The 23,304-nt window shown below is 71.7% G+C and carries 23 protein-coding genes, 1 tRNA gene and 2 pseudogenes; 6 read left to right on the forward strand and 20 right to left on the reverse strand.

Annotated elements, in window-relative coordinates:
• Positions 1-261 precede the first annotated feature (261 nt).
• The gene (locus K7640_RS07295) at positions 262-858 is read left to right on the forward strand and encodes an ATP-dependent Clp protease proteolytic subunit (protein WP_222954330.1); all 597 of its coding nucleotides are present in this window, start codon (positions 262-264) and stop codon (positions 856-858) included.
• 75 nt (positions 859-933) lie between these two features.
• On the opposite strand, the gene K7640_RS07300 is transcribed toward K7640_RS07295, so the two are convergent.
• The 4 genes from K7640_RS07300 to K7640_RS07315 all read right to left on the reverse strand — a co-directional run bounded on the left by K7640_RS07300 (position 934) and on the right by K7640_RS07315 (position 5,784).
• The gene (locus K7640_RS07300; protein ID WP_222953944.1) at positions 934-2,715 is read right to left on the reverse strand and encodes an adenylyl cyclase; all 1,782 of its coding nucleotides are present in this window, start codon (positions 2,713-2,715) and stop codon (positions 934-936) included.
• Between the two features lie 144 nt (positions 2,716-2,859).
• A complete protein-coding gene (gene helR / locus K7640_RS07305) occupies positions 2,860-5,025 on the reverse strand; it encodes an RNA polymerase recycling motor ATPase HelR (RefSeq protein ID WP_255608362.1) in 2,166 nt (721 codons plus the stop codon).
• A 142-nt stretch (positions 5,026-5,167) separates the two neighbouring features.
• A complete protein-coding gene (locus K7640_RS07310) occupies positions 5,168-5,434 on the reverse strand; it encodes a hypothetical protein (RefSeq protein WP_222953945.1) in 267 nt (88 codons plus the stop codon).
• A gap of 53 nt (positions 5,435-5,487) precedes the next feature.
• Entirely contained in the window at positions 5,488-5,784 is a 297-nt protein-coding gene (locus K7640_RS07315; protein WP_222953946.1) for a hypothetical protein, read from the reverse strand.
• A gap of 52 nt (positions 5,785-5,836) precedes the next feature.
• Between K7640_RS07315 and K7640_RS07320 the strand changes: the two genes are divergently transcribed.
• A complete protein-coding gene (locus K7640_RS07320) occupies positions 5,837-6,307 on the forward strand; it encodes a hypothetical protein (protein WP_222953947.1) in 471 nt (156 codons plus the stop codon).
• Positions 6,308-6,370: 63 nt separating this feature from the next.
• On the opposite strand, the gene K7640_RS07325 is transcribed toward K7640_RS07320, so the two are convergent.
• From K7640_RS07325 to K7640_RS07370, 10 genes are all read right to left on the reverse strand, one after another.
• Positions 6,371-6,443: transfer RNA gene (locus K7640_RS07325), tRNA-Arg, on the reverse strand.
• A 277-nt stretch (positions 6,444-6,720) separates the two neighbouring features.
• Positions 6,721-7,407: a response regulator gene (locus tag K7640_RS07330; protein ID WP_222953948.1), complete on the reverse strand. Its 687-nt coding sequence runs from the start codon at positions 7,405-7,407 to the stop codon at positions 6,721-6,723.
• On the reverse strand, positions 7,404-9,959 hold the full coding sequence (locus K7640_RS07335) for a DUF4118 domain-containing protein (protein ID WP_222953949.1): 2,556 nt from the start codon (positions 9,957-9,959) through the stop codon (positions 7,404-7,406). The genes K7640_RS07330 and K7640_RS07335 overlap by 4 nt, the downstream gene beginning before the upstream one ends.
• Before the next feature lie 74 nt (positions 9,960-10,033).
• Entirely contained in the window at positions 10,034-10,915 is an 882-nt protein-coding gene (locus K7640_RS07340; RefSeq protein WP_222953950.1) for a potassium-transporting ATPase subunit C, read from the reverse strand.
• Positions 10,915-13,116, reverse strand: coding sequence for a potassium-transporting ATPase subunit KdpB (gene kdpB / locus K7640_RS07345; protein ID WP_374198070.1), 2,202 nt, complete (start codon positions 13,114-13,116; stop codon positions 10,915-10,917). Before kdpB ends, K7640_RS07340 begins: the two co-directional genes overlap by 1 nt.
• Before the next feature lie 5 nt (positions 13,117-13,121).
• Positions 13,122-14,777, reverse strand: coding sequence for a potassium-transporting ATPase subunit KdpA (gene kdpA, locus K7640_RS07350; protein ID WP_222953951.1), 1,656 nt, complete (start codon positions 14,775-14,777; stop codon positions 13,122-13,124).
• Positions 14,777-14,866 carry a K(+)-transporting ATPase subunit F gene (gene kdpF, locus K7640_RS07355; protein WP_222953952.1) on the reverse strand — a complete coding sequence of 30 codons (90 nt, stop codon included), beginning with the start codon at positions 14,864-14,866 and terminating at the stop codon, positions 14,777-14,779. The genes kdpA and kdpF overlap by 1 nt, the downstream gene beginning before the upstream one ends.
• Before the next feature lie 286 nt (positions 14,867-15,152).
• A complete protein-coding gene (locus K7640_RS30015; protein WP_255608363.1) occupies positions 15,153-15,512 on the reverse strand; it encodes a hypothetical protein in 360 nt (119 codons plus the stop codon).
• Positions 15,513-15,668: 156 nt separating this feature from the next.
• A complete protein-coding gene (locus K7640_RS07365) occupies positions 15,669-16,061 on the reverse strand; it encodes an ester cyclase (protein WP_222953953.1) in 393 nt (130 codons plus the stop codon).
• A complete protein-coding gene (locus K7640_RS07370; RefSeq protein ID WP_222953954.1) occupies positions 16,013-16,351 on the reverse strand; it encodes a hypothetical protein in 339 nt (112 codons plus the stop codon). The genes K7640_RS07365 and K7640_RS07370 overlap by 49 nt, the downstream gene beginning before the upstream one ends.
• A gap of 3 nt (positions 16,352-16,354) precedes the next feature.
• Here K7640_RS07370 and K7640_RS30950 point away from each other — a divergent pair.
• A pseudogene (locus K7640_RS30950) lies at positions 16,355-16,538 on the forward strand (hypothetical protein); the annotation flags it as partial.
• On the opposite strand, the gene K7640_RS07375 reads toward K7640_RS30950, so the two are convergent.
• Both K7640_RS07375 and K7640_RS07380 read right to left on the reverse strand, forming a co-directional pair.
• The gene (locus K7640_RS07375) at positions 16,457-16,768 is read right to left on the reverse strand and encodes a cation transporter dimerization domain-containing protein (protein WP_255608364.1); all 312 of its coding nucleotides are present in this window, start codon (positions 16,766-16,768) and stop codon (positions 16,457-16,459) included. The pseudogene K7640_RS30950 and the gene K7640_RS07375 overlap by 82 nt on opposite strands.
• The gene (locus K7640_RS07380; protein WP_255608365.1) at positions 16,765-16,917 is read right to left on the reverse strand and encodes a hypothetical protein; all 153 of its coding nucleotides are present in this window, start codon (positions 16,915-16,917) and stop codon (positions 16,765-16,767) included. The genes K7640_RS07375 and K7640_RS07380 overlap by 4 nt, the downstream gene beginning before the upstream one ends.
• 96 nt (positions 16,918-17,013) lie before the next feature.
• Between K7640_RS07380 and K7640_RS07385 the strand changes: the two genes are divergently transcribed.
• The 3 genes from K7640_RS07385 (at position 17,014) to K7640_RS07395 (ending at position 20,441) form a co-directional block, all read left to right on the forward strand.
• Positions 17,014-19,083 (forward strand): copper-translocating P-type ATPase, encoded by a 2,070-nt coding sequence (locus K7640_RS07385; protein WP_222953955.1) that lies wholly within the window; start codon positions 17,014-17,016, stop codon positions 19,081-19,083.
• Between the two features lie 46 nt (positions 19,084-19,129).
• Positions 19,130-19,606, forward strand: coding sequence for a hypothetical protein (locus K7640_RS07390; protein WP_222953956.1), 477 nt, complete (start codon positions 19,130-19,132; stop codon positions 19,604-19,606).
• Between the two features lie 82 nt (positions 19,607-19,688).
• Positions 19,689-20,441 carry a DUF305 domain-containing protein gene (locus K7640_RS07395; protein ID WP_222953958.1) on the forward strand — a complete coding sequence of 251 codons (753 nt, stop codon included), beginning with the start codon at positions 19,689-19,691 and terminating at the stop codon, positions 20,439-20,441.
• 42 nt (positions 20,442-20,483) lie between these two features.
• On the opposite strand, the pseudogene K7640_RS07400 reads toward K7640_RS07395, so the two are convergent.
• From K7640_RS07400 to K7640_RS07415, 4 genes and pseudogenes are all read right to left on the reverse strand, one after another.
• A pseudogene (locus tag K7640_RS07400) lies at positions 20,484-20,603 on the reverse strand (multicopper oxidase domain-containing protein); the annotation flags it as partial.
• 117 nt (positions 20,604-20,720) lie between these two features.
• On the reverse strand, positions 20,721-20,975 hold the full coding sequence (locus K7640_RS07405; RefSeq protein WP_222953959.1) for a hypothetical protein: 255 nt from the start codon (positions 20,973-20,975) through the stop codon (positions 20,721-20,723).
• Positions 20,976-21,060: 85 nt separating this feature from the next.
• Positions 21,061-21,756 (reverse strand): DUF4386 domain-containing protein, encoded by a 696-nt coding sequence (locus K7640_RS07410; protein WP_222953960.1) that lies wholly within the window; start codon positions 21,754-21,756, stop codon positions 21,061-21,063.
• 130 nt (positions 21,757-21,886) lie between these two features.
• The gene (locus K7640_RS07415; RefSeq protein WP_222953961.1) at positions 21,887-23,263 is read right to left on the reverse strand and encodes a glycoside hydrolase family 6 protein; all 1,377 of its coding nucleotides are present in this window, start codon (positions 23,261-23,263) and stop codon (positions 21,887-21,889) included.
• Between the last annotated feature and the right edge of the window lie 41 nt (positions 23,264-23,304).

A 23,304-nucleotide genomic window follows, 5' to 3' on the forward strand; every position in this document is an offset into this window, starting at 1 on the left:
GGGCGGGGCCGGGCTGCGGGTGTGGCTGACCGCCTCCGCGCCGACCGGGCGCTCCGGCCCGCGTACCTCCGGGGTGCTGGCGCGCCGGCGGGCCCGGGCCCGCCGGCGGCGGCTGACCGTCGGGTAGCCGGCGCGATTCTGCCCACGGCGGATCTGCCGCCGGCAGAACCGCTGGGACCGCGGCCGTCGCGCGCCGCAGGCTGGAGGGGCCGGTCCCCGGGCGGTGCAGGTCGCCCACCGGCGCGGAGGGTGGTCGCCATGATGATCGAGTACGGCGTGCGGATGCTCAACGACGGCCAGCCGTCCTTCGGCGACCAGGTCTTCGAGCGGCTGCTGCGGGAACGCATCGTCTTCCTCGGCACCGAGGTCACCGACCAGTCGGCGAACCAGATCTGCGCGCAGATCCTGCTGCTCGCGGCGGAGGACAGCGACCGGGACATCACGCTCTACATCAACTCGCCGGGCGGCTCGGTCACCGCGGGGATGGCCGTCTACGACACCATGCGCTACGTGAAGAACGACGTGGCGACCCTGGCGCTCGGGCTGGCCGGGTCGATGGGGCAGTTCCTGCTCTGCGCGGGCGCGGCGGGCAAACGGTTCGCGCTGCCCCACTCGCGGATCATGATGCACCAGCCGTCCGGCGGCTTCGGCGGCACGGTCGCGGACATCACCATCCAGGCCGAGAACATGCTGTACGTCAAGCGGACCATGCAGGAGCTGATCGCCCAGCACAGCGGCCGCACCTTCGAGGAGATCCAGCGCGACTCGGACCGGGACCGCTGGTTCACCGCCGAGCAGGCCCGCGAGTACGGCCTGATCGACCAGGTGATCAGCTCGGCCGACCAGATCGGCCGCTGACCGGCCGGCCGACACGGGGGCGGCCGGAACCGGGCGTGGCCGGCGGGAAGCCCCGCCGGCCACGCCCCGCGCCCGTCAGGGGTAGCTGACCACCGGGCTGGTGCCGTACGAGCCGACCACCGGGGTGCCGACGTCGTTGACGGTACGTTCGATGCCGCCGCTGCCGTCGAGGAAGACGGTGATCATGTCGTGCAGCCGGACCCCCGCCCGGCGGGGCACCTCGATCGCCCGGTCGCAGCGGATGTCGACCCCCTGGTTGAAGTACGAGTAGACGCCGAGACCCCACGCCTCGTGCTGGCGCACGTGGTCGGCGACCCGGTACGAGGCCCAGCCCCGGCCGGTCGGGCCGGACCAGGCGGCCTGGCTCGGCGGGTCGTAGGGCAGCTCACTCTGATAGAAGATCGTCCGCCCGCGCTCGCCGTTCCACACCGTCTGATAGCGCTGGTAGTGCTCGACGAAGAGCCCGTACGCGGTCACGTCGTCGCCGTTGACCACCACGCCGGTGGCGGCGGTGTTGGCGTCCCAGCCGATGCCGTTGCCGTGGTCGCCGCGCCACGCCCAGATGTTGTCCACGATGGTGTGGTCGCTGTTGACGACCAGGCTGGTCCGGGCCCGGCCGACCCACGGGCCGCCGATCCGGAAGAAGACGTCGTGCAGCGAGGTCGGGTTGCCGGCGGGGATCCGCCGCCCGTGCGCCCGGCCGACCTCGACCAGCACCGCGGACTCGACCGGTCCGGCGTCGACCAGCACCCCGGCGATCCGGACCCCGGGCACGTCCTCGACGCGCAGCGCGGCGTCCCCGGTGGTGGGGGCCAGGCTGGGCATGCCGAGGCCGAGCACGACGGTGTCCGGGTGCTTGACCCGCAGTGCCCGGTCCAGGTGGTAGACGCCGGGGGTGAGCAGCAGGTGCCGGCCGGGGCGGGACAGCTCCTGGTTGATCCGTTTGGCGCTGTCCGTGGGCCGGGCCAGGTAGAAGTCGCTCAGCGGCAGCGACCGGACCGTCCCGGCCCCGCCGGCCCAGGTGGTGCCGGCGGTGTCCCGGCGCAGGCCGGGCACGGCGACCCGCCACCGGCCGGCGGCGTCCACGAAGAGGTACGGCTTCTCCCGGGTCACCGGGCTGGTCGGCAGGGTGGTGTACGGCGGGTCGGGGAAGCCCTGTGCGGGGGCGCCGAGCACCCCGGAGAAGACCTGGTTCCACACCCCGTTCGTCCAGTCGCCGCCGAGTTCGCTGTCCCGGGTCAGCCACTGCTGCTGGGAGCCGTTGATGGTGATGCCGTCCACCTTGGAGTCGGCGATGAAGCCGCCGCTGGAGTAGCCGCCATTGCCCGGCTCCAGCCAGAGGATGCCCTTGACGTGCACGCGGCGCATCGGGGCGGCCTGGGAGACCGCCCACTGGTTCGACCAGTCGGTGGGGCTGATCGACAAGTTCTCCGCCGAGCGCCAGAAGTTGGTGAGCGCGGAGATGCCGGCCGGCGAGTTCGGGTCGGGCTGGCCGACGACGCGGACCGCGCCGTGGATCTCCACGTCGTCGGGGTGCCGGCCCAGGCCGGCCACCGTCGTGTAGTAGCCGAGCCGGGCGTCGACCTCGTACCGGCCGGGCTTGAACAGGACGGCGTACCGCTCGCCGCCCATCTCGTTGCGGAACTGGCTGCTGAAGAGGCGGTCCAGGGTCGCCTGGATCTCGGCGGTCGGGGTGCTCGGGTCGTACACGAAGACGTTCGGGCCGAAGTCGGGGTCGCGGTCGGTGGCGCCGGGCCGGGCGGCGGCCGCGGTGGCCGGGAGGCCCAGGGCGGTCAGCGAGGCGGTCGACGCGGCGAGGGTGAGGAAGCGGCGGCGGGAGGGGTCCAGTGATCTCATCTGCCTGCCTGTTCATGGTGGTGGGTACGAGGCACCGGGGAGCTGAGAGAGCGCTCTCCGACGCGGACGTCCTGTTCCTACCCCATCCGCACCCGCTCGCGCCAGGGTGCGCCGGTTCCGGAACTTCGACGGCCGGCCGCCAGCTCAGGAGGTGGTGAGGACGACGAGTTGCCGGGTGGCCCGGGTCATCGCGACGTAGCGGTCGACCGCGCCCTCGACGCCCGAGCCGAACGCCTCCGGATCGACGAGGACGACCAGGTCGAACTCGAGCCCCTTCGCCAGCTCGGGGGTCAGCGAGCGGACCCGGGCCGTCTCGCGGAACGTCGGATCACCGATGACACAGGCCGTCCCCTCCGGGTGCGCGGCGAGCCAGCCGTCGAGGACCGCGCCCAGCTCCGCCGCGGACCCGTGGCGGACGGGCGCGTCACCGTCGCGGATGGACGTCGGCACGTTGGCGTCCGGCAGCACGGCCCGGATGACCGGCTCGGCCGCCGCCATTACCTGCTTCGGCGTCCGGTAGTTGATGCCCAGGGAGGCCAGGGCGATCCGGTCGAACCCGACCCGTTCGAGCCGTTCCCGCCACGACTCCGGGAACCCCTGCCGGGCCTGCGCGCGGTCGCCGACGATGGTGAAGCTGCGCGACGGGCAGCGCAGCAGCAGCATCTGCCACTGCGCGTCGGTCAACTCCTGGGCCTCGTCCACCACGATGTGCGCGAACGGGCCGGCGAGCCGGTCGGGATCGGCGTCGCGCAGCGCATCCTCGTCGACCAGGGCGTCCCGCAGGTCCTGACCGTGCAGCATGGTCAGCACCCCCTCCCCGTCGTCGTACACGTCGGCCTCGATCAGGTCGGCGACGACCGTGGCCATCCGGTCGCGTTCGGCGGCGACGGCGGCCTCCTGCCGGCGGCGGCGGGCGGACGCCTCCGGGTCGCCGAGCAGCTGGCGCGCGGCGTCCAGCAGCGGCAGGTCGGCCACCGTCCAGGCCCGGGGGTCGTCGCGGCGCAGCTTCCGGATCTCGTCGACCGTGAGCCAGGGAGCGCACCGGTGCAGATAGGCGGGGACCGACCAGAGGTCGGCGACGAGGTCGGTCGGGTCGAGCAGCGGCCAGGCCCGGTGGAACGCGGCGGCCAGCTCACGGTTGCGCAACAGCGACCGGCGGACCAGCTCCGCCGGCTCGTCGCCGGCGTACTTGTCGACCAGGATGGCGATCAGCTCCGCCCAGATCTCGTCGCGCGCCTCGTTGTGCGGGGTGCCCGGCCCCGGCGCCCGGAACGCCTCGGCCCAGTCGTCGGCGCTCAGCCGGATGTCCGCGTCGTCGGTCGGCACCGTCATGCCCCTGGTCGGCGGCTCCTCGTAGAACCGGACCGCCGCCTCGACGGCCCGCACCAGCTCCGCGGAGGACTTCAGCCGGGCCACCTCCGGGTCGGCCTCCACCCCCGCCGCGGCCCCCTCCGGGACGAGGTCGCGCAGGGTGCAGATCTGCACGTCCTCCTCGCCGAGACTGGGCAGGACGTCGGAGACGTACGCCAGGTAGGGCTGGTGCGGGCCGACGAACAGCACCCCACCCCGCCGGTGGCCGAGCCGCGGATCGGCATAGAGCAGGTACGCGGTGCGGTGCAGGGCGACGACGGTCTTCCCCGTGCCCGGACCGCCGTCGACGACGAGCGCGCCCTTCGAACCGGCGCGGATGATCGCGTCCTGGTCGGCCTGGATGGTGCCGAGCACGTCCCGCATCCGGTGCGACCGGGAACCGCCCAGGCTGGCGATGAAGGCGGACTGGTCGTCGAGCGCGGCGTGCCCGGCCAGCCCGTCCGCGGTGAACACCTCGTCCCAGTAGTCGCTGATCCGGCCCCGGGTCCAGCGGTACCGGCGGCGGCTGGCCAGGCCCATCGGGTTGGCGTGCGTCGCGCCGAAGAACGGCTCGGCCGCCGGAGAACGCCAGTCGAGCAGCAGCCGGCGACCCGCGCCGTCGGTGAGGCCGAGCCGGCCCACGTACCCGGGCTCCTCGCCGTCGGCGACCATCCGCCCGAGGCACAGGTCCAACCCGAACCGACGCAGGGTACGCAGCCGGGTGGTCAGCCGGCGGACCTCCTGGTCCCGGTCCAGCGCCCGGCGACCCTTGCCGCCGGCCTGCCGGCGTACGTCGTCGAGCTGGTCGGAGAGCTCGTCGATCGATCGCCGAAGGCTCTCCGCGATGGCCGCGAAGTGCCGCTCGTCGGCGGCGATCAACGCCGGGTCGGCCTTGGCGGCGAGGTGGTCGGGAAGGTCGAACGCACCCTCGGTCATGTCGTACGTCGGCAACACGCGCATCTCGCGTCCCCCATTTGCGTAGATTCTGCGCTTCGGCCGACGATTGTGCGCCAGGACCGGGGGCTTGCCACAAGCCCCCGGTCGCGCTATACGTTAAGAGTGGCAGGGATTTCTCCCTGCTTTTTTGCTGCGCAGCCTTCGCTCATCCGAAGCCTTCCCTCCACTCGTCCTGGTCGAGGGTGTAGCTCCCGATATAGAAGCAGTCGGGTTCCGCACGGAAGCCGGGCAACGCCCTGGCCCGCCGCGCCCGCGCCTCCGCTCGCGCCGCCGACGAATAGACGCCGAGCAGTTTGAGGTCGTCACCTTCCGCCTCGTCCCAGACCAACTCGCCGGCTTCGTCGCGATGCGTCACCGGCCGCCCGTCGGCCGACCACGCGTGGCGCACATGCCAGAGCAGGAAAACCTCCATGCGCCGGACGTTATCCGCACGACGCGTCGCGGCTGGCATCGCTCGGGCGCCGGCTACTGGTCGCCGGCTGCCCCGTCCGCCCCGGCCCGGCGCTCGGCCTGCCAGACGGCGTGCCCCTTCAGCAGGTAGCCGGTCCAGTAGACCGCGAACAGGATCAGGAAGCACGCGAAGAACACCGCCGAGACGATGATCGCGATGATCAGCGCTTCCCGGCCGTCCCCCAGGCCGTGCGCGGCGAACCCGGCAAGGCCGAGCACGAAGAAGATGAGCATGTAGGTGGGCAACGCCGGGCTGTCGGCCGGATGCGGGACGCGCGGCAGCCGAGGGGTGTGGGGGTCCTTGTCGATCACGCCGTGAGTATCGTCGATCGACGCCAGCCCGTCGCCCGCCTACGGTTGGCGGGTGGCCCTCTGCTGGGACATCTACGTCTGGATACCGCAGCTCTCCCCCGAGATCCTCCGGGCATTCCTCGACCGCTATGTCGACACCGACGACCCCGGCGAGGCCCGCCTGTCCGCTTTCCTGCGCAGCTACGTCACCGGCACAGCGACCGACGCCGATGCCGCGGCCCTGGCCGACCTCCGGTGGAGCGGCCGTGACGCGTTCACGCTGTACCTGCGCAGCCCCGACTACGCCTGGGCGATGATCACGTGCACCGACGACGGTGCGGCCGTACTCGGCCTGAGCATCGACGATCCGCACAACTCTCCGTCGACGCGCCAGGAAGCCCAGGAGCTGATCCATCGCCTTCGTGGGGAGTTTTCCGCCCCCGCCGGCATTGCCGGCGTGGAGATGCCGCCACCCGGGTCTCGGGAGGAATGGCAGGGCGACCAGGTTCAGTTGCGCGTCGGCACGCTGGACGAGAGCCGCTGACGCGTTCTCGGAACTCAGTGGGCAACCCGCCACAGATCGGCGGCCGTTGTGCTGGCCTTGAGGTGCCCCCGGCAGGATTCGAACCTGCGACACACGGTTTAGGAAACCGATGCTCTATCCCCTGAGCTACGGGGGCGCGAGGGCCCAGTCTAGCGAGCTGCGCCTTCACCTGGGGTGGCAGGGAGCGGCCCGCGTTCGCCCACGTCACCGGCACCCCTGTTCACCCAGCCCAGGACCACACCCCGAGCACACTAACCCCGGCTTGCGACCAGCGGTTGGCCGCGGCGACCCGCGCTGACACCGGTTGACCCGGGTTGGCATCCGCTGGAGAGCACACACCGGGCACATCATGCAAGATCATGGTGTGCCGCGCCGCCTGCTCTAGCGGCCAACGGCCGGCCGGCTGCGAATTGTCAGGGGCGGAAGCGGTAGCCCATGCCTGGTTCGGTGATGAGGTGCTGTGGCCTGGCCGGGTTGTCCTCGAGCTTGCGGCGTAGTTGGGCCATGTACTGGCGCAGGTAGCCGGTCTCGTCGTGGTACTCCGGGCCCCAGACCTCCTGCAGCAGTTGGCGCTGGGTGATCAGCTTGCCGGGGTGGCGCAGCAGCTTCTCGAGCACGCTCCACTGGATGGGGGTGAGCCGGACCTCGGTGCCGTCGTCGCGGGTGACGGTTCGGTCGGCGAGGTTGACCGTGTGGCGGCCGACTCGCACCGTGCTCGCCGCGGGGTCGAGCGGGGCGGTGGACAGCCGGCGGGTGACGGCGCGGATGCGGGCGAGGAGTTCGTTGATGCCGAAGGGTTTGGTGACGTAGTCGTCGGCGCCGGCGTCGAGGGCGGTGACCTTGTCGTCGCTGCCGGCGCGGCCGGAGAGGACGATGATCGGGACGGTGGTCCAGCCGCGGAGTCCGCGGATGACGTCGACGCCGTCGAGGTCGGGCAGGCCGAGGTCGAGCACGACGAGGTCGGGCGGGTGGCTGGCGGCGGTCTTGAGGGCGGCGGCGCCGGTGGCGGCGACGTCGACGTCGTAACCGCGGGCGCGCAGGTTGATGCGCAGGGCGCGCAGGATCTGCGGTTCGTCGTCGACCACCAGGATTCGGGTCATTCCTGCGGGCCCTTCGTGCGGTCGGTGGGGGTGGCGGCGGGAAGCCGCAGGACCATGGTGAGTCCCCCGCCGGGGGTGGTCTCGGGGGTGATGCTGCCGTTCATGGCCTCGGCGAGTCCGCGGGACAGGGCGAGGCCGAGGCCGACGCCGGTGGTGGTGTCGCGGTCGCCGAGGCGTTGGAAGGGCAGGAAGACGTGTTCCCACTGGTCTTCGGGGAGGCCGGGGCCGGTGTCGATGACGCGGACCTCGACCTGGCCGAAGTGGGCGCTGGCGGTGACGATGGGCGGCTGCCCGGGTGGACTGTGCCGTACGGCGTTGGCGACGAGGTTGACCAGGACGCGTTGCAGCAGGCCGGGGTCGGCGGTGGCGGCGGGCAGGTCGGCGGGGATGTCGGTGCGCACGTCGGCGGCGGGTGGGCCGAGTTCGTCCAGGGCCAGGGGTACGGCGTCCTCGAGTCCGATGGGTACGGGGTGAACGCCGAGGGCGCCGGCCTGTAGCCGGCTCATGTCGAGCAGGTTGGCGACCAGTTGGCCGAGCCGGTCGAGGGACTCGTCGGCGGTGGCGAGTAGTTCGGCTTGGTCGTCGGGGTCGAAGTCGACGTCGTGACTGCGCAGGCTGGACACGGCGGCCTTGGCCGAGGCGAGGGGGGTGCGCAGGTCGTGGCTGACCGCGGCGAGCAGTGCGGTGCGCATCCGGTCGGCCTCGGCGAGCGGGCGGGCGGCGGCGGCCTGTTCGGCGAGTCGTTCCTGGCGGAGCGCGACGGCGGCCTGCGCGGCGAACGCCTCGACGATCCGCCGGTCGGCGGCTTGGAGCCGGCGACCGGAGAGTACGACGGTGAGCCGGTCGTCGACGGGCACGGCGGTCTCGCCAGCGCCCGGGTGGGTCGCGGGGGTGTCGCCGACGCTGGCGACGACCCGCCAGGCGGCTTCGTCGCGGGTCCGGTCCGGCCGGCCGCCGGCGGTCTCGGTCGCTTCGAGCACGCTGACCGACCGCAGCGCGAAGGTTTCCCGGAGCCGGTCGAGTAGGGCGGGCAGCGGTCGTTCGCCGCCGAGCACGCTGCCGGCGACGGTGGCGAGGGTCTGGGCGTCGGCGGAGGCGCGGGCGGCCTCGCGGGTGCGTCGGGCGGCCACGTCAACGACCCAGCTGACGGCGAGTGCGACGCCGACGAAGACGCCGAGGGCGAGCAGGTTGTCGGCTTCGGCGATGGTCAGCGTGTGGAATGGCGGGGTGAAGTACCAGTTCAGCAGGAGGGAGCCGGCGAGGGCGGCGAGCAGCGCCGGCCAGAGTCCGCCGATCAGGGCGACGCCGACGACGGCGGTGAGGAAGATCAGGATGTCGTTGGTGAGGGTGAGATCGGGCAGCGCCGTGAGCAGCGCCGTCAGGCCTGGCATGCCGAGAACAGTGAGCGCGAAGCCGAGCAGCCGGCGACGGCGGGACAGGGCGGCGGGCACCGTCGCGGTGCGGCGGCCGCGTCCGGCCTCGGGGTGGGTGACCAGGTGGACGTCGATGGGACCGGACAGCGCGGTGGTGGTGACGCCGACACCGCGGGAGAACAGCTGCGCGAAGCGGCCGCGGCGGCTGGCGCCGAGGACGAGTTGGGTGGCGTTTACGCCGCGGGCGAAGTCGAGCAGGGCTGCGGGGATGTCGGTGCCGAGAACGTGGTGGTAGGTGCCGCCGAGGCTTTCGACGAGGATCCGTTGCCGGGCGAGTTGGGCGGGGTCAGCGCCGGCGAGGCCGTCGCTGCGGGCCACGTGGACGGCGAGCAGGTCCGCGCCCTTGCCGCGGGCGGCGATGCGGGCCGCGCGGCGGATCAGCGTCTCGCCCTCGGGTCCGCCGGTGAGGGCGACGACTACGCGTTCGCGGGCTTCCCAGGTGGCGGAGATGCCCTGTTGGGCGCGGTAGGCGTCGAGTTGGGCGTCGACCTTGTCGGCGAGCCAGAGCAGGGCGAGTTCGCGCAGGGCGGTGAGGTTGCCGACGCGGAAGTAGTTGCCGAGCGCGGCGTCGATCTTGTCGGGTCGGTAGATGTTGCCGTGCGCCATCCGGCGGCGCAGCGCCTCCGGGGTCATGTCGACCAGCTCGACCTGTTCGGCGACGCGCACGACGGCGTCGGGGACGGTCTCACGTTGGGTGGTGCCGGTGATCTGGGCGACGACGTCGTTGAGCGACTCCAGGTGCTGGATGTTGACGGTGGTGAGCACGCTCATGCCGGCGTCGAGGAGTTCCCACACGTCCTGCCAGCGCTTGTCGTGGCGGGAGCCAGGAACGTTGGTGTGGGCGAGTTCGTCGACCACGGCGATCTCGGGCCGGCGGGCGAGCACCGCGTCGAGGTCCATCTCGGTGAACTCGGCGCCCCGGTAGGCGATCGTGCGGCGCGGCACGACCTCCAGGGTGCCGATCATGGCGGCGGTGTGCGGGCGGCCGTGGGTCTCGACGAGGCCGATGACCACGTCGGTGCCGCGTTCGGCGCGGCGCTGCGCCTCCTCGAGCATGGCGTAGGTCTTGCCGACGCCGGGCGCGGCACCGAGGTAGATGCGCAGTTCCCCTCGTGGCACGGTCAGCCTCCTCTGAACAGCCTCGCAGTACCCGGGCTGGACGATGCCAGCGTTCCAGCCCGGATGCCGTGAGGTCAGCGTGTCGGGAACTCCGCGTCCAGGGCGAGGTTGAGTTCCAGCACGTTCACCGCGGGAGCGCCCATGAAGCCGAGCGCCCGGCCGGTGGTGTGCTGCTCGACGAGACGCCGGACCGCGGTGGGGTCCGCGCCGCGCTCGCGCGCCACCCGCGCGATCTGGATCTCCGCGTACGCCGGGGAGATGTGCGGGTCGAGGCCGCTGCCGCTGGCGGTGACCGCGTCGGCAGGCACCACCGGCTGCGCCGGTGCGTCGCCGCGGATGGGGACGATGGTGGCGCCGGCGGCCCGGTAGTCCTCGCCGGGCGTGGCCAGTTCCACCGGCACGCCCTCGTAGTCGGCGAGGAAGGGGGCGGCGGGTGCGCTCTGGTTGACGCTGACCACCCGGGTGGCCGGGCCGGTCAGGCCGTCGCGGCGGAACACCGCCAGGACGGCCCCGACTCCGTCCGGGGTGCAGTAGGGGCGGCGACCGTCGACGCCGTTGAGCTGGCCGACGGCGGCGCTGCGCTGGCAGACCTGGGTGAGCAGGCTCTGCCGGGAGTCGTCGGGGTCGGTGGCGATCGTGTCGACGATGTCCTGCGGGCCAAGGTTGCTGGCGCCGCTGGCGGTGGGGTCGTAGCCGTCGCTGGCGGCGGAGGGGCGGGACTGGAAGTAGCGACCGACGGGATTGCCGGCCGCGTCGGTGAACGACTGCCCGATCAGGGCGCTGCCGACCGGGCGGCCGTCCGCGGTCAGTAGCGACCCGTCGGCGCGGTCGGCGAGGCCGGGGATCCGGCCGACGGCGACCAGGGCCAGGGGGTAGGCGAGGCCGAGCAGGACGGTGAACACGAGCAGCGTACGCAGGGCGGCGAGGTGCTGGGCGAGCCAGGTGGGTAGGCGCATCACGAGATCCCGGGGATGAGCTGGATGAGCAGGTCGATGAGCTTGATGCCGACGAACGGCACGATCACGCCGCCGAGGCCGTAGATGAGCAGGTTGCGGCCGAGCAGCGTCGACGCGGCGGCGGGCCGGTAACGGACCCCGCGCAGGGCCAGCGGAATCAGCGCGATGATGACCAGGGCGTTGAAGATGACCGCGGACAGGATCGCCGAGGCCGGGCTGGCCAGCCGCATCACGTTGAGCGTGTCCAGGCCGGGGTAGATGCCGGCGAAGATGGCCGGGATGATCGCGAAGTACTTCGCGATGTCGTTGGAGATCGAGAAGGTCGTCAGGGCGCCGCGGGTGATCAGCAGTTGCTTGCCAATCTCCACGATCTCGATGAGTTTGGTCGGGTCGGAGTCGAGGTCGACCATGTTGCCGGCCTCCTTGGCGGCCGACGTGCCGGTGTTCATGGCCACGCCGACGTCGGCCTGCGCGAGGGCGGGGGCGTCGTTGGTGCCGTCGCCGGTCATCGCGACGAGCCGGCCGCCCTCCTGCTCCTTGCGGATGAGGGCGAGCTTGTCCTCCGGGGTGGCCTCGGCGAGGAAGTCGTCCACGCCGGCCTCGTCGGCGATCGCCTTCGCGGTCCGCGGGTTGTCCCCGGTGATCATCACGGTCCGGATGCCCATGGCGCGCATCTCGTCGAACCGCTCCCGCATGCCGGCCTTGACGACGTCCTTGAGGTGGATGACACCGAGGGCGCGGGCCGGCTGCCCGTCGAGGTGGTCGGCCACCACCAGGGGGGTGCCGCCGACGCCGCTGATCTCGTCGACGATCTGGCCGACCTGCTCGGTGGGGTGGCCGCCGTTGTCGCGTACCCACTTCATCACCGCGGCGGCGGCGCCCTTGCGCACGCGCCGCGCCGGGCCGTCGCCCGCAGTGAGGTCGACGCCGCTCATCCGGGTCTGCGCGGCGAACGGCACGAACGTGGCGTGCGGGATGAGGCCGGGCTCGCGTTCCCGCAGGCCGAAGTCGTTCTTGGCGAGCACCACGATGGAGCGGCCCTCGGGGGTCTCGTCGGCGAGGCTGGACAGCTGCGCCGCGTCGGCCACCTGCACGGCCGTCATGCCGTCGACGGGGACGAACTCGGCGGCCTGCCGGTTGCCGAGGGTGATGGTGCCGGTCTTGTCGAGCAGCAGGGTGTTGACGTCGCCCGCGGCCTCGACCGCCCGGCCGCTGGTGGCCAGGACGTTGCGCTGCACCAGGCGGTCCATGCCGGCGATGCCGATCGCGGACAGCAGCGCGCCGATGGTGGTGGGGATCAGGCAGACCAGCAGCGAGACCAGCACGATGCCGGTGACACCGCCGCCGGTGACGGCAGCGGTGTCCGGCGCGGCGGCCTGGAAGTTCTTGGCGAAGATCGCGAGGGGCTGAAGGGTGACCACGGCCAGCAGGAAGATGATCGTGAGCGCGGCGAGCAGGATGTTCAGCGCGATCTCGTTCGGGGTTTTCTGCCGGTTGGCGCCCTCCACCAGGTTGATCATCCGGTCGATGAAGCTCTCCCCGGGCTTCTGCGTGATCTTGACGACGATACGGTCGGAGAGGACCTTGGTGCCGCCGGTGACGGCACTGCGGTCGCCGCCGGACTCGCGGATGACCGGGGCGGACTCGCCGGTGATGGCGGACTCGTCGACGCTGGCGATGCCCTCGACCACGTCCCCGTCGCCGGGGATGACCTCCCCGGCCTCGACCACGACGATGTCGCCCTGCCGCAGCTGCGGGGCGGGCACGCTCTCGGTGCGGTAGGTGCCGGGGGCGGCGCCCGCGGTCCAGTCGAGGGCGCGGGTGGCGACCGTGTCGGTCTTCGCGCGGCGCAGGGCGGCCGCCTGGGCCTTGCCCCGGCCCTCGGCGACGGCCTCGGCGAGGTTGGCGAAGAGCACGGTCAGCCACAGCCAGACGGTGATCGCGACGGCGAACACGGACGGGTCGGCCACGGTGAGGACGGTGGTGAAGGCGGCGCCGGTCTCGACGATCAGCATGACCGGGTTGCGCCACAGGGTGCGCGGGTCGAGCTTGCGCAGCGCATCCGGCAGGGAGCGGGCGAGTTGCCTCGGGTCGAGCAGACCTCCGCCGCGGTTGCCGTGGGTGGCGGGTGTGCCGGCGGTGGGGGCGTCCGCCGTACCGTGCGGTGCCGGCGTGGAGGTGGTCATGTCGTTGTCTCTCATGGTGGTCACAGCCCCTCTGCCAGGGGGCCGAGGGCGAGCGCGGGCAGGAAGGTCAGCGCCACGAGGATCACCGTGACGCCGACGACCATGCCGACGAACAACGGCCGGTGGGTGGGCAGGGTGCCCTCGGAGGCGGGGGTGGGTTGTTGGCGGGCGAGGGAGCCGGCCAGCGCGAGGACGAGGATGATCGGCAGGAACCGGCCGAGCAGCATGCACAGCCCCAGCGCGGTGTTCCACCACGGCGTGTTGACGGTGATGCCGGCGAACGCGGAGCCGTTGTTGTTGCTCGCCGAGGTGAACGCGTAGAGCACCTCCGACAGGCCGTGCGGGCCCGCGTTCAGCGCGGTCGCGTTGTTGCCGGTGGCGAACGCCGCCGCCGTGCCGGCCAGCACCAGCGCCGGGGTGACCAGGAAGTACAGCGACGCGACCTTGATCTCGCGCGAGCTGATCTTCTTGCCCACGTACTCGGGGGTCCGGCCGACCATCAGGCCGGCGACGAACACCGTGATCACCGCGAGGATCAGTAGTCCGTAGAGGCCGGAGCCGACGCCGCCGGGGGCGACCTCACCGAGCATCATGTTGCCCAGCGTCATCATCCCGCCCAGCGGCGTGTAGGAGTCGTGAAACGAGTTGACCGCGCCGGTCGACGTGAGGGTGGTGGCGGCGGCGAAGGTGGCCGAGTTCGACACGTCGAACCGCACCTCCTTGCCCTCCAGGGCCGCGCCGACCGCCTGCGGCACCGTGCCGTTGCCGGCCAGCTCGAACACGTTGGTCAGGGTGATGCTGGCCAGGGCGAGGATCGCCATGACCGCGGCGATGGCGTAGCCCTGCCGGTGCTGCCCGACCATCCGGCCGAAGACCCGGGGCAGGCTGAACGGGATCAGCAGGATCAGGAAGATCTCGATCCAGTTCGTCCAGGTTGTGGGGTTCTCGTAGGGGTGGGCGCTGTTGGCGTTGTAGAAGCCGCCGCCGTTGGTGCCCAGCTCCTTGATGACCTCCTGGCTGGCCACCGGGCCGCCGGTGAGGTGCTGCGTACCGCCGGTCAGGGTGGTCACGTCGGTGCCGCCGGAGAGGTTCTGCACCACCCCGCCGGCCATGAGGACGACCGCGCCGAGCACGGCGACCGGCAGCAGGATCCGCAGGGTGATCCGGGTCAGGTCGACCCAGAAGTTGCCCAGCTCGCCGGTGCGGCTGCGGGCGAACCCGCGGACCAGCGCCACCGCGACCGCGATGCCGACGGCGGCGGAGAGGAAGTTCTGCACCGCCAGGCCGGCCATCTGCACGAGGTGGCCCATGGTCGACTCGCCCGAGTACCACTGCCAGTTGGTGTTGGTCACGAAGGACACGGCGGTGTTCCACGCGCCGTGCGGCACCACCGGGTCGAAGCCGAGCGACAGCCACAGGTGGTTCTGCAGCCGCTGGAACGCGTAAAGGAACAGGATCGAGACGGCGGAGAAGGCCAGCACGGCGCGGGCGTACACGCCCCAGGACTGCCCGACGGCCGGGTTCACCCCCGCCAGGCGGTAGATCCCCCGCTCAACGCGGGTCGACTGGGTGTCGGAGACCACCCGGTACAGGTAATCGCCGAACGGCCGGTAGACGGCGACCAGCACCACCACCAGCGACAGCACGAACAGCACCCCGGCCGTCGTCGTGGTCATCAGAACCGCTCCGGGAACAACAGGGCGATCACCAGGAACACGGCCAGGGCGATCGCCAGCACCAGACCGACGGCGTTGACGGCGCTCACCGCTTCTCCACACCCCTCACCAGCAGGGCGAGCGCTGCGAACAGCGCCACCGTCAATGCCACGAACACCAGGTCAGACACGTCTGACTCCTCATTCCGGACCAGCTCGTCACGGCCGACCCCCGGCCGTGCCGGGCAATCACACCGCCGCCCGCCCTTTCACGACAGGGGCTATCACGCGACCATCACGGCGAACCGGCGATTCTTCACGCCGTTTTCACGCCCACGCTGGGGCTGTCTCGTTGGAGACCTCTCCGCTGCCAACGCCTTGACACAGAGAGGTGCCGTTAGATCCACAGACCCCCCACGCTCGCCGTTGATCCACCAGCCAGCCTGCGTGATGCTCCAGGACCAAAGCTCGAGTCTCCAGGTGACTCCGGGCGATCTTGGCGGGCAGGGTGGAGTGGCCGGCGGAACCAGGGTCGCGTCGACGCGCGAGAATGGCTTGGCGGCGGTTCTTTTCGTAGTAGGTACGCGTGGGGCATTCTCGGGCGGCGGTGAAGGCGGCCATCCACAGAATGCGGCCGTAGTCTCCGGTGAAAGCGGCGGGGCTGCCGATGGTCGCCTGAGACCGTTGCGGAGTCACGGGAGACGGGTGCCGAGCCGGCGTGGGCGGTGAGTCTGGCGGCGCTGTCGTACTCGGTCATGCCGGCGGTGTGGACCAGTAGTTCGGCACGATGGCAGCCCGGCCACGCTCAGGTCCTCGACCGCCCAGCGAGTGCTGGCGATACGGGCCAAGCCCAGGAGCCCGGGACTTCCCGGGCTCCTGGGCTTGGCGGCGTAGCGGTGGGAGCGCTCGCGATTCAGGTCGACAGTTGCTTCCGGATGGCCTCGATGTCCCAAACGTTGGACATCTGGACGAACTTGCCGTCGCTGACCTTGTAGACCGTGATTTCGTGCACCTCAATTGGCTTGCCGTTCGGGGCCACCCCGAGCCATTCCTTCACCGGGGTACCGCGGAGGATGGCGTGAGTGCCGATGATGTCACCGGCGATGACGAGGTCCTTGACCTCCCACCGAAGGTCGAGGATGGCCTCCGTGAGGCTCTCGAAGTTGGCGATCCCCTGCTCGCGCGTCACGGTCTGACCGTGGAAGAGAACGGTCTCGTCCATGAACTCCCCCACGCGGTCCCACTGATGCGCGTTGATCACATCGACATAGCGCTGGTAGAAGTCCCGGATGTCGAACTCGGACATTTTGTTTCCCTTCCCTTTTCTGCACCGATCGGTACGGAACCACCGTAGCACTTCTGCACCGATCGGTACTGAACAACGTGACGCGGCCCACCAGGAAGCTGCGTGCGGGCGGCCTCGGCGCGGATGCGGTCGGCCAGCGCGAGCACCCCGATGGGCTGGCCGTCGGCGAACACCACCACGGCGGTGTGACCGGCCAGTTGCAGTTCGGCGGCCACCGCCGTGGCGTGGGCCGCGGCCGGGTCGGCGGCGGGAGTGAACTCGTCGATGAGCGCCGGACTGCCCACGGCCACCCGCCGGAAGTCAAAGCAGCCAGCACCGTCGGACCCGAAGACTTCCGAGGGGCTGCGCCGACTCGCCGACCGCCTCGGCGACGACTTCATCGCCGGGATCGTCCTCTACACCGGAACCGCCACGCTGCCGTTCGGCGACAGACTCCGCGCCATGCCGGTCAGTGCACTGTGGCAGTTTTCCGCGCCGGGATGGCTGTGCGGGTCGGTGTGGACGGTGGCGGTGGTGAGCCGGGGCACGGCGTGGGTCATTTGGTGTTCGGCGGCGGCGGCGATCTCGTGCGCGACGATCAGGGTCCGGTTCGCGTCGACGACAAGGTCGGCTTCGGCGTGCAGGCGGTGGCCGATCTGCCGGCCGACCCGGATGCGGTACGCGAGGTGACCGTGCCGCCGACGTAGCGGACGTCGGGCCCCGGTCAAACAGGATCGTCAGCAGCAGCGACGCGGGTCCGCCGCGCAGGGTCGACGGCCCAGCGGATCGGCTTGCGGCGTTTGCCGAGCCACCCGGCGATGCCGGAAATGGCCTGCTGGTTGTTAGGGATCTTCTCGGACACCACCACGTGCGGCATACACCCAGACAGTCACCCCCGGTGACGGCGGTGAGCCACGACATACCGACTGATACCCCAAGGGGGTATATGGTGGTGGCGAAGGAAGGTGGCGAGATGTCCCAAGAGACCTCTGAGCAGGAGAGTCACCCGACGGCGCAGCACGCCGGGCATGGTGGGCACGACAAGCACGCCGGGCACGACCCGGAGGTGTTCCGCCGCAAGTTCTGGCTGGCCCTGGTCCTCACCGTGCCGATCGTCGTCACCAGTCACATGGTGATGGACTGGTTCGGCTATCGCCTGGACTTTCCCGGCATGGAGCTGGTCGGGCCGGTGTTGGGAACCGTCGTCTTCGTGTACGGCGGCTGGCCGTTCCTGCAGGGCGCGGTCCGAGAGGTACGGGACCGGGCGCCGGGCATGATGTTGCTGATCGCGATGGCGATCACGGTGGCGTACGTGGCGTCGCTGGCCACCGCGCTGGGCGCGTTCGACCTGGACTTCTGGTGGGAGTTGGCCGCGCTGGTCACCATCATGCTGCTCGGGCACTGGCAGGAGATGAAGGCCATCGGGCAGGCCCAGGGGGCGCTCTCCGCGCTGGCCGCGCTGCTGCCCGACGACGCCGAACGCGTCGACGAGGGCGGCCAGCCGCAGCCGGTGTCGGTGTCCGACCTGCGCGTCGGTGACGTGGTGCTGGTCCGACCCGGCGCCCGGGTGCCGGCCGACGGGAAGATCGTTGACGGCGGCGCCGAGCTGGACGAGTCGATGATCACCGGTGAGTCCAGGCCGGTGGCGAAGGGCGTCGACGACCGGGTGGTGGCGGGCACGGTCGCCACCGACGCGGCGATCCGGGTCCGGGTCGACGCCGTCGGCGAGGACACCGCACTGGCGGGGATCCAGCGGCTGGTCGCGCAGGCGCAGCAGTCCAGCGGCCGGGCGCAGGTGCTCGCCGACCGGTTCGCCGCCTGGCTGTTCTACATCGCCACCGCCACCGCCGTGGTCACCCTGGCCGTCTGGACCCTCGTCGGAAACCTCGGCGAGGCGGTGGTACGCACCGTGACCGTGCTGGTGATCGCCTGCCCACACGCCCTCGGCCTGGCCATCCCCCTGGTGATCGCCCTGTCCACCGCCGTGGCGGCCAAGGGCGGCATCCTGGTCAAGGACCGACTCGCATTGGAGCGGATGCGTACCGTGGACGCGGTCCTGTTCGACAAGACCGGCACCCTGACCCGCGGCGAGCACGTCGTGACCGGGGTGGCCGGTACCGCCGGTACCGGCGACGACGAGGTGCTCGCCATCGCGGGCGCGGTCGAGGCGGACAGCGAGCATCCGCTGGCCCGGGCGATCGTCGCCGCCGCACGGCAGCGACAGCTGTCCCGCCGGGCGTCCGGGTTCCGGTCGCTGACCGGCCGGGGCGTGCAGGCCGAGGTCGACGGGGTCACGTACGCCGTCGGCGGCCCGACGCTGCTACGCGAGATGGGCGCGACGGTGTCCGAGGAACTGACCGCCCGTACCCGGGAATGGGCCGGCCGGGGATCGGCGGTGCTGCACCTGCTGCGGATGGACGGCGACGGGGGCGCCGTGGTCGGGGCCCTCGCGCTGGCCGACGAGGTTCGCCCGGAGGCTCGGCAGGCCATCGCCGACCTGCGCGCCCAGGGCGTGCGCAAGATCGTAATGATCACGGGGGACGCCCGGCCGGTCGCCGAGGCGGTCGCCGCCGACCTCGGCTTCCGGGCCGGCGAGGACGAGGTGTACGCGGAGGTGCTGCCCGCCGACAAGGACGACGCCGTGGCGGACCTGCAGAAGCGGGGCCTGCGGGTGGCGATGGTCGGCGACGGGGTCAACGACGCCCCGGCCCTGGCCCGCGCCGACGTGGGCATCGCCATCGGCGCCGGCACCGACGTGGCCATCGAGTCCGCCGGAGTGGTTCTGGCCTCGTCGGATCCACGCGGGGTGACCGGGGTGATCACCCTGTCCCGGGCCTCCTACCGCAAGATGATCCAGAACCTCGCCTGGGCCGCCGGCTACAACGTGGTTGCCCTTCCCTTGGCTGCCGGGGCGCTGGCCTGGGCCGGGGTGACGCTCAGCCCTGCCGTCGGGGCCGTGCTCATGTCCGCGTCGACGATCGTGGTGGCGCTCAACGCCCAACTGCTGCGCCGGGTGCGGCTGCGCCCGCAGGAGACGGGGTGACCAGGTTCGCGACGCGAGCCGGCAGGCGGCCGGTAGCGTTGTGGCCGTGACCGGTATGTCGGCAGCACGAGGCGGATGGCTCGTCCGCCTCGTGCTGCTGACCGCCACCCTGATCGGGCTCACGGCGATGCACAGTCTGGGCCACCAGCCTGCCATGACCGGCCAGCACCACGGGTCGGCCGTGCCTGCGAGCACGCATGCGGAGACGCCGCCGGGAGCGGTCCTGACGACGGCGATTGCCGCGATGGACGTGGCCGTCCCTCATGGGTGTGCCGGGGGCCAGTGCGCCGGGCTGGACGCCGCGCCGAGCGGTGCGCCGGGGCACATGCCCGGGTGGGCCGTGTGCCTGGCGGTCGTCGGCGCGTTCGGGGTTTCGCTGGCGCTGACGGCTGCCCTGCTTCTGCGCCGAACGGGCGCCATGCCCCGGGACCGCCGCCAGCCGTCCGTGGCGGTTTCCCGTGGCCCGCCGGCGTGGTCCCCGATGGGCCAACGTGTCACCGCGGTGTCGGTGCTGCGCATTTAGGAACGCCCTCGCGACGGGGACTCTGGTGCCCCCCGCGCCCGCTTCCGCGCATGTTCACCGATTCCGAAAGGCTTACTTCGTCATGTCCCGAACCTTCCTGCGCCGTGCCCTCGTGGCCGGCGTGAGCCTCACCGCCGCCGCCTTCCTGGTCGGCTGCGGCAGCAGCGACGACCACAGCGCGACCGGCGGCGGACACGGCTCGCCCACCGCCACCGTCCCGGCCGACAGCACCTCGGTCGCGGCGCACAACGCGGCGGACGTGATGTTCGCGCAGATGATGATCCCGCACCACCAGCAGGCCGTGGCCATGGCCGACCTGGCCGCCACAAGGGCCACCGACCCGCAGGTCAAGCAGCTCGCCGCCCAGATCAAGGACGCCCAGGCGCCGGAGATCGCCACGCTGAGCGGCTGGCTGACCGCCTGGGGCGCGCCGACGCCCACCGGGACGTCCACCGCCGTGCCCGGCAGCGGCATGCCGGGCATGGACCACGGCGGCAGCGCCATGCCGGGGATGAGCCAGGGCGGCAGCGGAATGCCGGGGATGAACCACGGCGGCAGCGCCAGCCCGACCGGCTCCGGGATGCCGAGAATGGATCACGGCATGCCGGGCATGATGTCCGACGCCGACATGACCCGGCTGGCGGCGGCCTCGGGCCGCGACTTCGACCGGCAGTTCCTCACCATGATGATCGCCCACCACGAGGGCGCGATCACCATGGCCCGGACCGAGGCCGCCCAGGGCGCCAACAGCGACGCCAAGGAGCTCGCCGGGCGGATCAGCACCACCCAGCAGACCGAGATCGACACGATGAAGGACATTCTGGCGAGGATCTGACGGTGTGGCGCGGTGGCCGGACAGGTCCGGCCACCGCACCCGTCAGGACACGTACGCCAAATTGATCATCATGCCGGCCCCGGCGTGATAGGCGTTGTGGCAGTGGGTCATCCACTGACCCGGGTTGTCGGCGTCACGGTCGACGGTGACGGTCTGCCGGGCCGGCACGACCGTGGGGGCGGCGCGTCGGCTACGAGCAGGATGAGGTGCTGCGCCGGGTCCTGACACCGTGGACCCGCAGTCCGCCCGCCACGAATGCGGGGAGACAGCCCGCTCGGATCATTCCTCGACGTCGGGTCGGCTGTGCACCACCAGCTCATCGATCTCCAACCGACCGACGCGCAGCTCCCGTACGACCGCCCGGCGAACAGCCAGCCGCCCGATGACCAGCGCCCCGACGGCCACGGCCCCGACGGCCAGCGCCCCGACGGCGAGGGCACCGGCCGACGCGGCCCCCGCGGCCCGAGCCCCGGTCGCCACCGCGCCGTCGGCGCGCGTCCCGGTCAACCGCATCAGGCGTACCTCTCGCTTCATTCCCCCATTGTCCGCGCACCGTCGGCCGACCGCTGCCGATGCGTCGTTTACCGCTTCCCGCTGGGCGCGGGCCGGTCCGGGGACGTCACCGCGCTGCGACGGGCCGGGGGACGGTGACCAGTTCCGCGGTGACCGGGGAGGGCCGGAAGCCCTTGACGATCAGATAGACACCCAGCGAGAACTCCCACACCGCGATGGGGAGGGCCGCGACCGCCGCCACCGGCGACAGCCGGTCCCAGAGGCCGAACAGGGTGCCGACGTCGGAGACGACGAGCAGGGGCGCCCCGACGAGTCCGAGCACCGGAAGCACCCGCGGCACCAGGCGTGACTGGTAGAGCAGGGAACCCAGCAGCAGGGCGTTCACGGCCGGGAGGAAGCCCTGGCTGAGCAGGAAGACCGAGTCGTAGAAGGCGACCAGCGCCTGGCCGGTGACCGCCGTGTCCGCGCCGGCCCCGGCCCGGCGCAACGCCACGACTGTCAGCAGGCTCGCGACGCCGATGAAGATGCCGGCCGCTTCGAGCACCCGGGCACCGACGAAGCCCAGCGCCCGCGCCTCGCCCTGCCGCCTGACCACCGGGTACAGCACGAGGGCCGTACCGATGCAGGCGAGGGCGACGATCACCTCGAGGATGCCACCGATGACGACCGGAGTGTCCGACGTGGCGCTGAGGATGTAGTCCGCCTCGCGCACCGGACCGTACAGGGCGACGGTCGGGATCGAGACGAAGGTGAGCACGTAGCACGCGCCCGCGACCAGCGCGGTCCTCCTCAGCGGGTCCATGGCGGCTCCTTTCCGGCTCTGTCATTCCATTGACGATGGTCACGGGTGCCAGGTCCAGCCCGTACCGCAGGACGGGAACGGCCCGGCGCGGAGGGTGATCCTCCGCGCCGGGCCGCAGCGTCGGGTGGGGTCAGGCGGCCGCGCAGGTGGCCGTCGCGCCGGGGCCGTTACCGGTGCCCTGGAAGCCGAAGTTGGTCGTCTGGCCGGCGGCGACCTGTCCGTTGTAGCCCACGTTGGTGAACCGGACGGTCCCGCTGGAGCCGCTGGCCTGGGCGTTCCAGGTGCCGGTGATCGCGGTGCCGCCGGGCAGCGTGATGGTCACGGTCCAGCCGTTGATGGCGGCGGAGCCGGCGGTGACGTTCACGCTCGCGGTGAAGCCGCCGGACCACTGGTTGAGCGCGACCGACGCGGTGCAGCCGTTACCGGTCGGCGGCGGGGTGGTGGGGGGAGCCGTGGTCGGCGGAGCCGTCGTCGGCGGGGCCGAGGTCGGCGGGGCCGAGGTCGGCGGCGTGGTGGTGGGCGGATTGGGCGCGCCGTTGGCCAGGCTGTAGGCCAGGTCGGGCTGGAACGATCCGGCCGTGTAGCGGCAGCCGTCCGCCTCCCCCGGCGGCTTCACCCAGAGGTACGCGTCGATGTTGGCGTCGCCGGTGTTGGTCGTCGGGTACGTCCCGATGCGCCGGTCGGTGTTGTCGTCGGCGCACCAGTCCCCGCTGGCGCCCCCGTTGCGGCTGGTGTCGATGACCTGGCGCTTGCCCGAGATGCCCATGCCGTTGAGGGCGGAGATGACCGCCCGGCCGAAGTTCGCCTCGCTGGAGGTGGAGTTGAAGTTCGACACGTTGGTGAAGAAGCCGTCGGCGTACTGCACGCCGGCCGCCCGGAGCCGGTTGGCCGTCTCGTTCGCGCTGTTCCAGGTGGAGTGGCCGCCGTCGAGGTAGACCTTGGCGTTGGGGTTGCCCGCCTTGATGGTCCGGGTGGCCGTCGTGATCGCCTGGTTGCGGGCGCTGATCTCGCCGCTGCTCAGGCAGGTCAGCAGGGCGAGCGAGTCGGTTTCCAGGATGATGATGACGGTCTGGTTGCCGAGCCCTCTGGCGAAGTTGGACACCCACGTCTGGTACTGGTTGAGGTCCGGCGCCCCACCGGCGCTGGCCCCACCGCAGTCCCGGTTGGTGATCTCGTACACCGAGAGCACCGGGATCTGCTGCGCCGCGTTGGCGGCGCCGACGAACCCGGAGACCTCGGACTGCACGGTCGACGGGTTGAAGTTGGCGAACCAGCGGGCCTGCGGCTGACTCGCGATCTTGTCGCGGATGACGGCCGTACGCGAGTCGCCGGGGTTGGCGGCGACCCAGCGGACCACGGCCGAACTCGGGTCGCGGTAGAGCGATCCGGACAGCGTGCCGGCGGAGGCGCTGCCGACGGCGAGGCAGACGCCGACGGCGGTGGCGCCCGCGACGGCCGCCACGCTGACGGCCGCCGATCTGCGCCGGAGCGAGGAGAGGATAGCCACGACGTGTTTCCTCCTGATCACATAGATGTGTCTAAGTTCAT

Source organism: Micromonospora sp. PLK6-60 (assembly GCF_019890675.1).
GTDB lineage: Bacteria > Actinomycetota > Actinomycetes > Mycobacteriales > Micromonosporaceae > Micromonospora.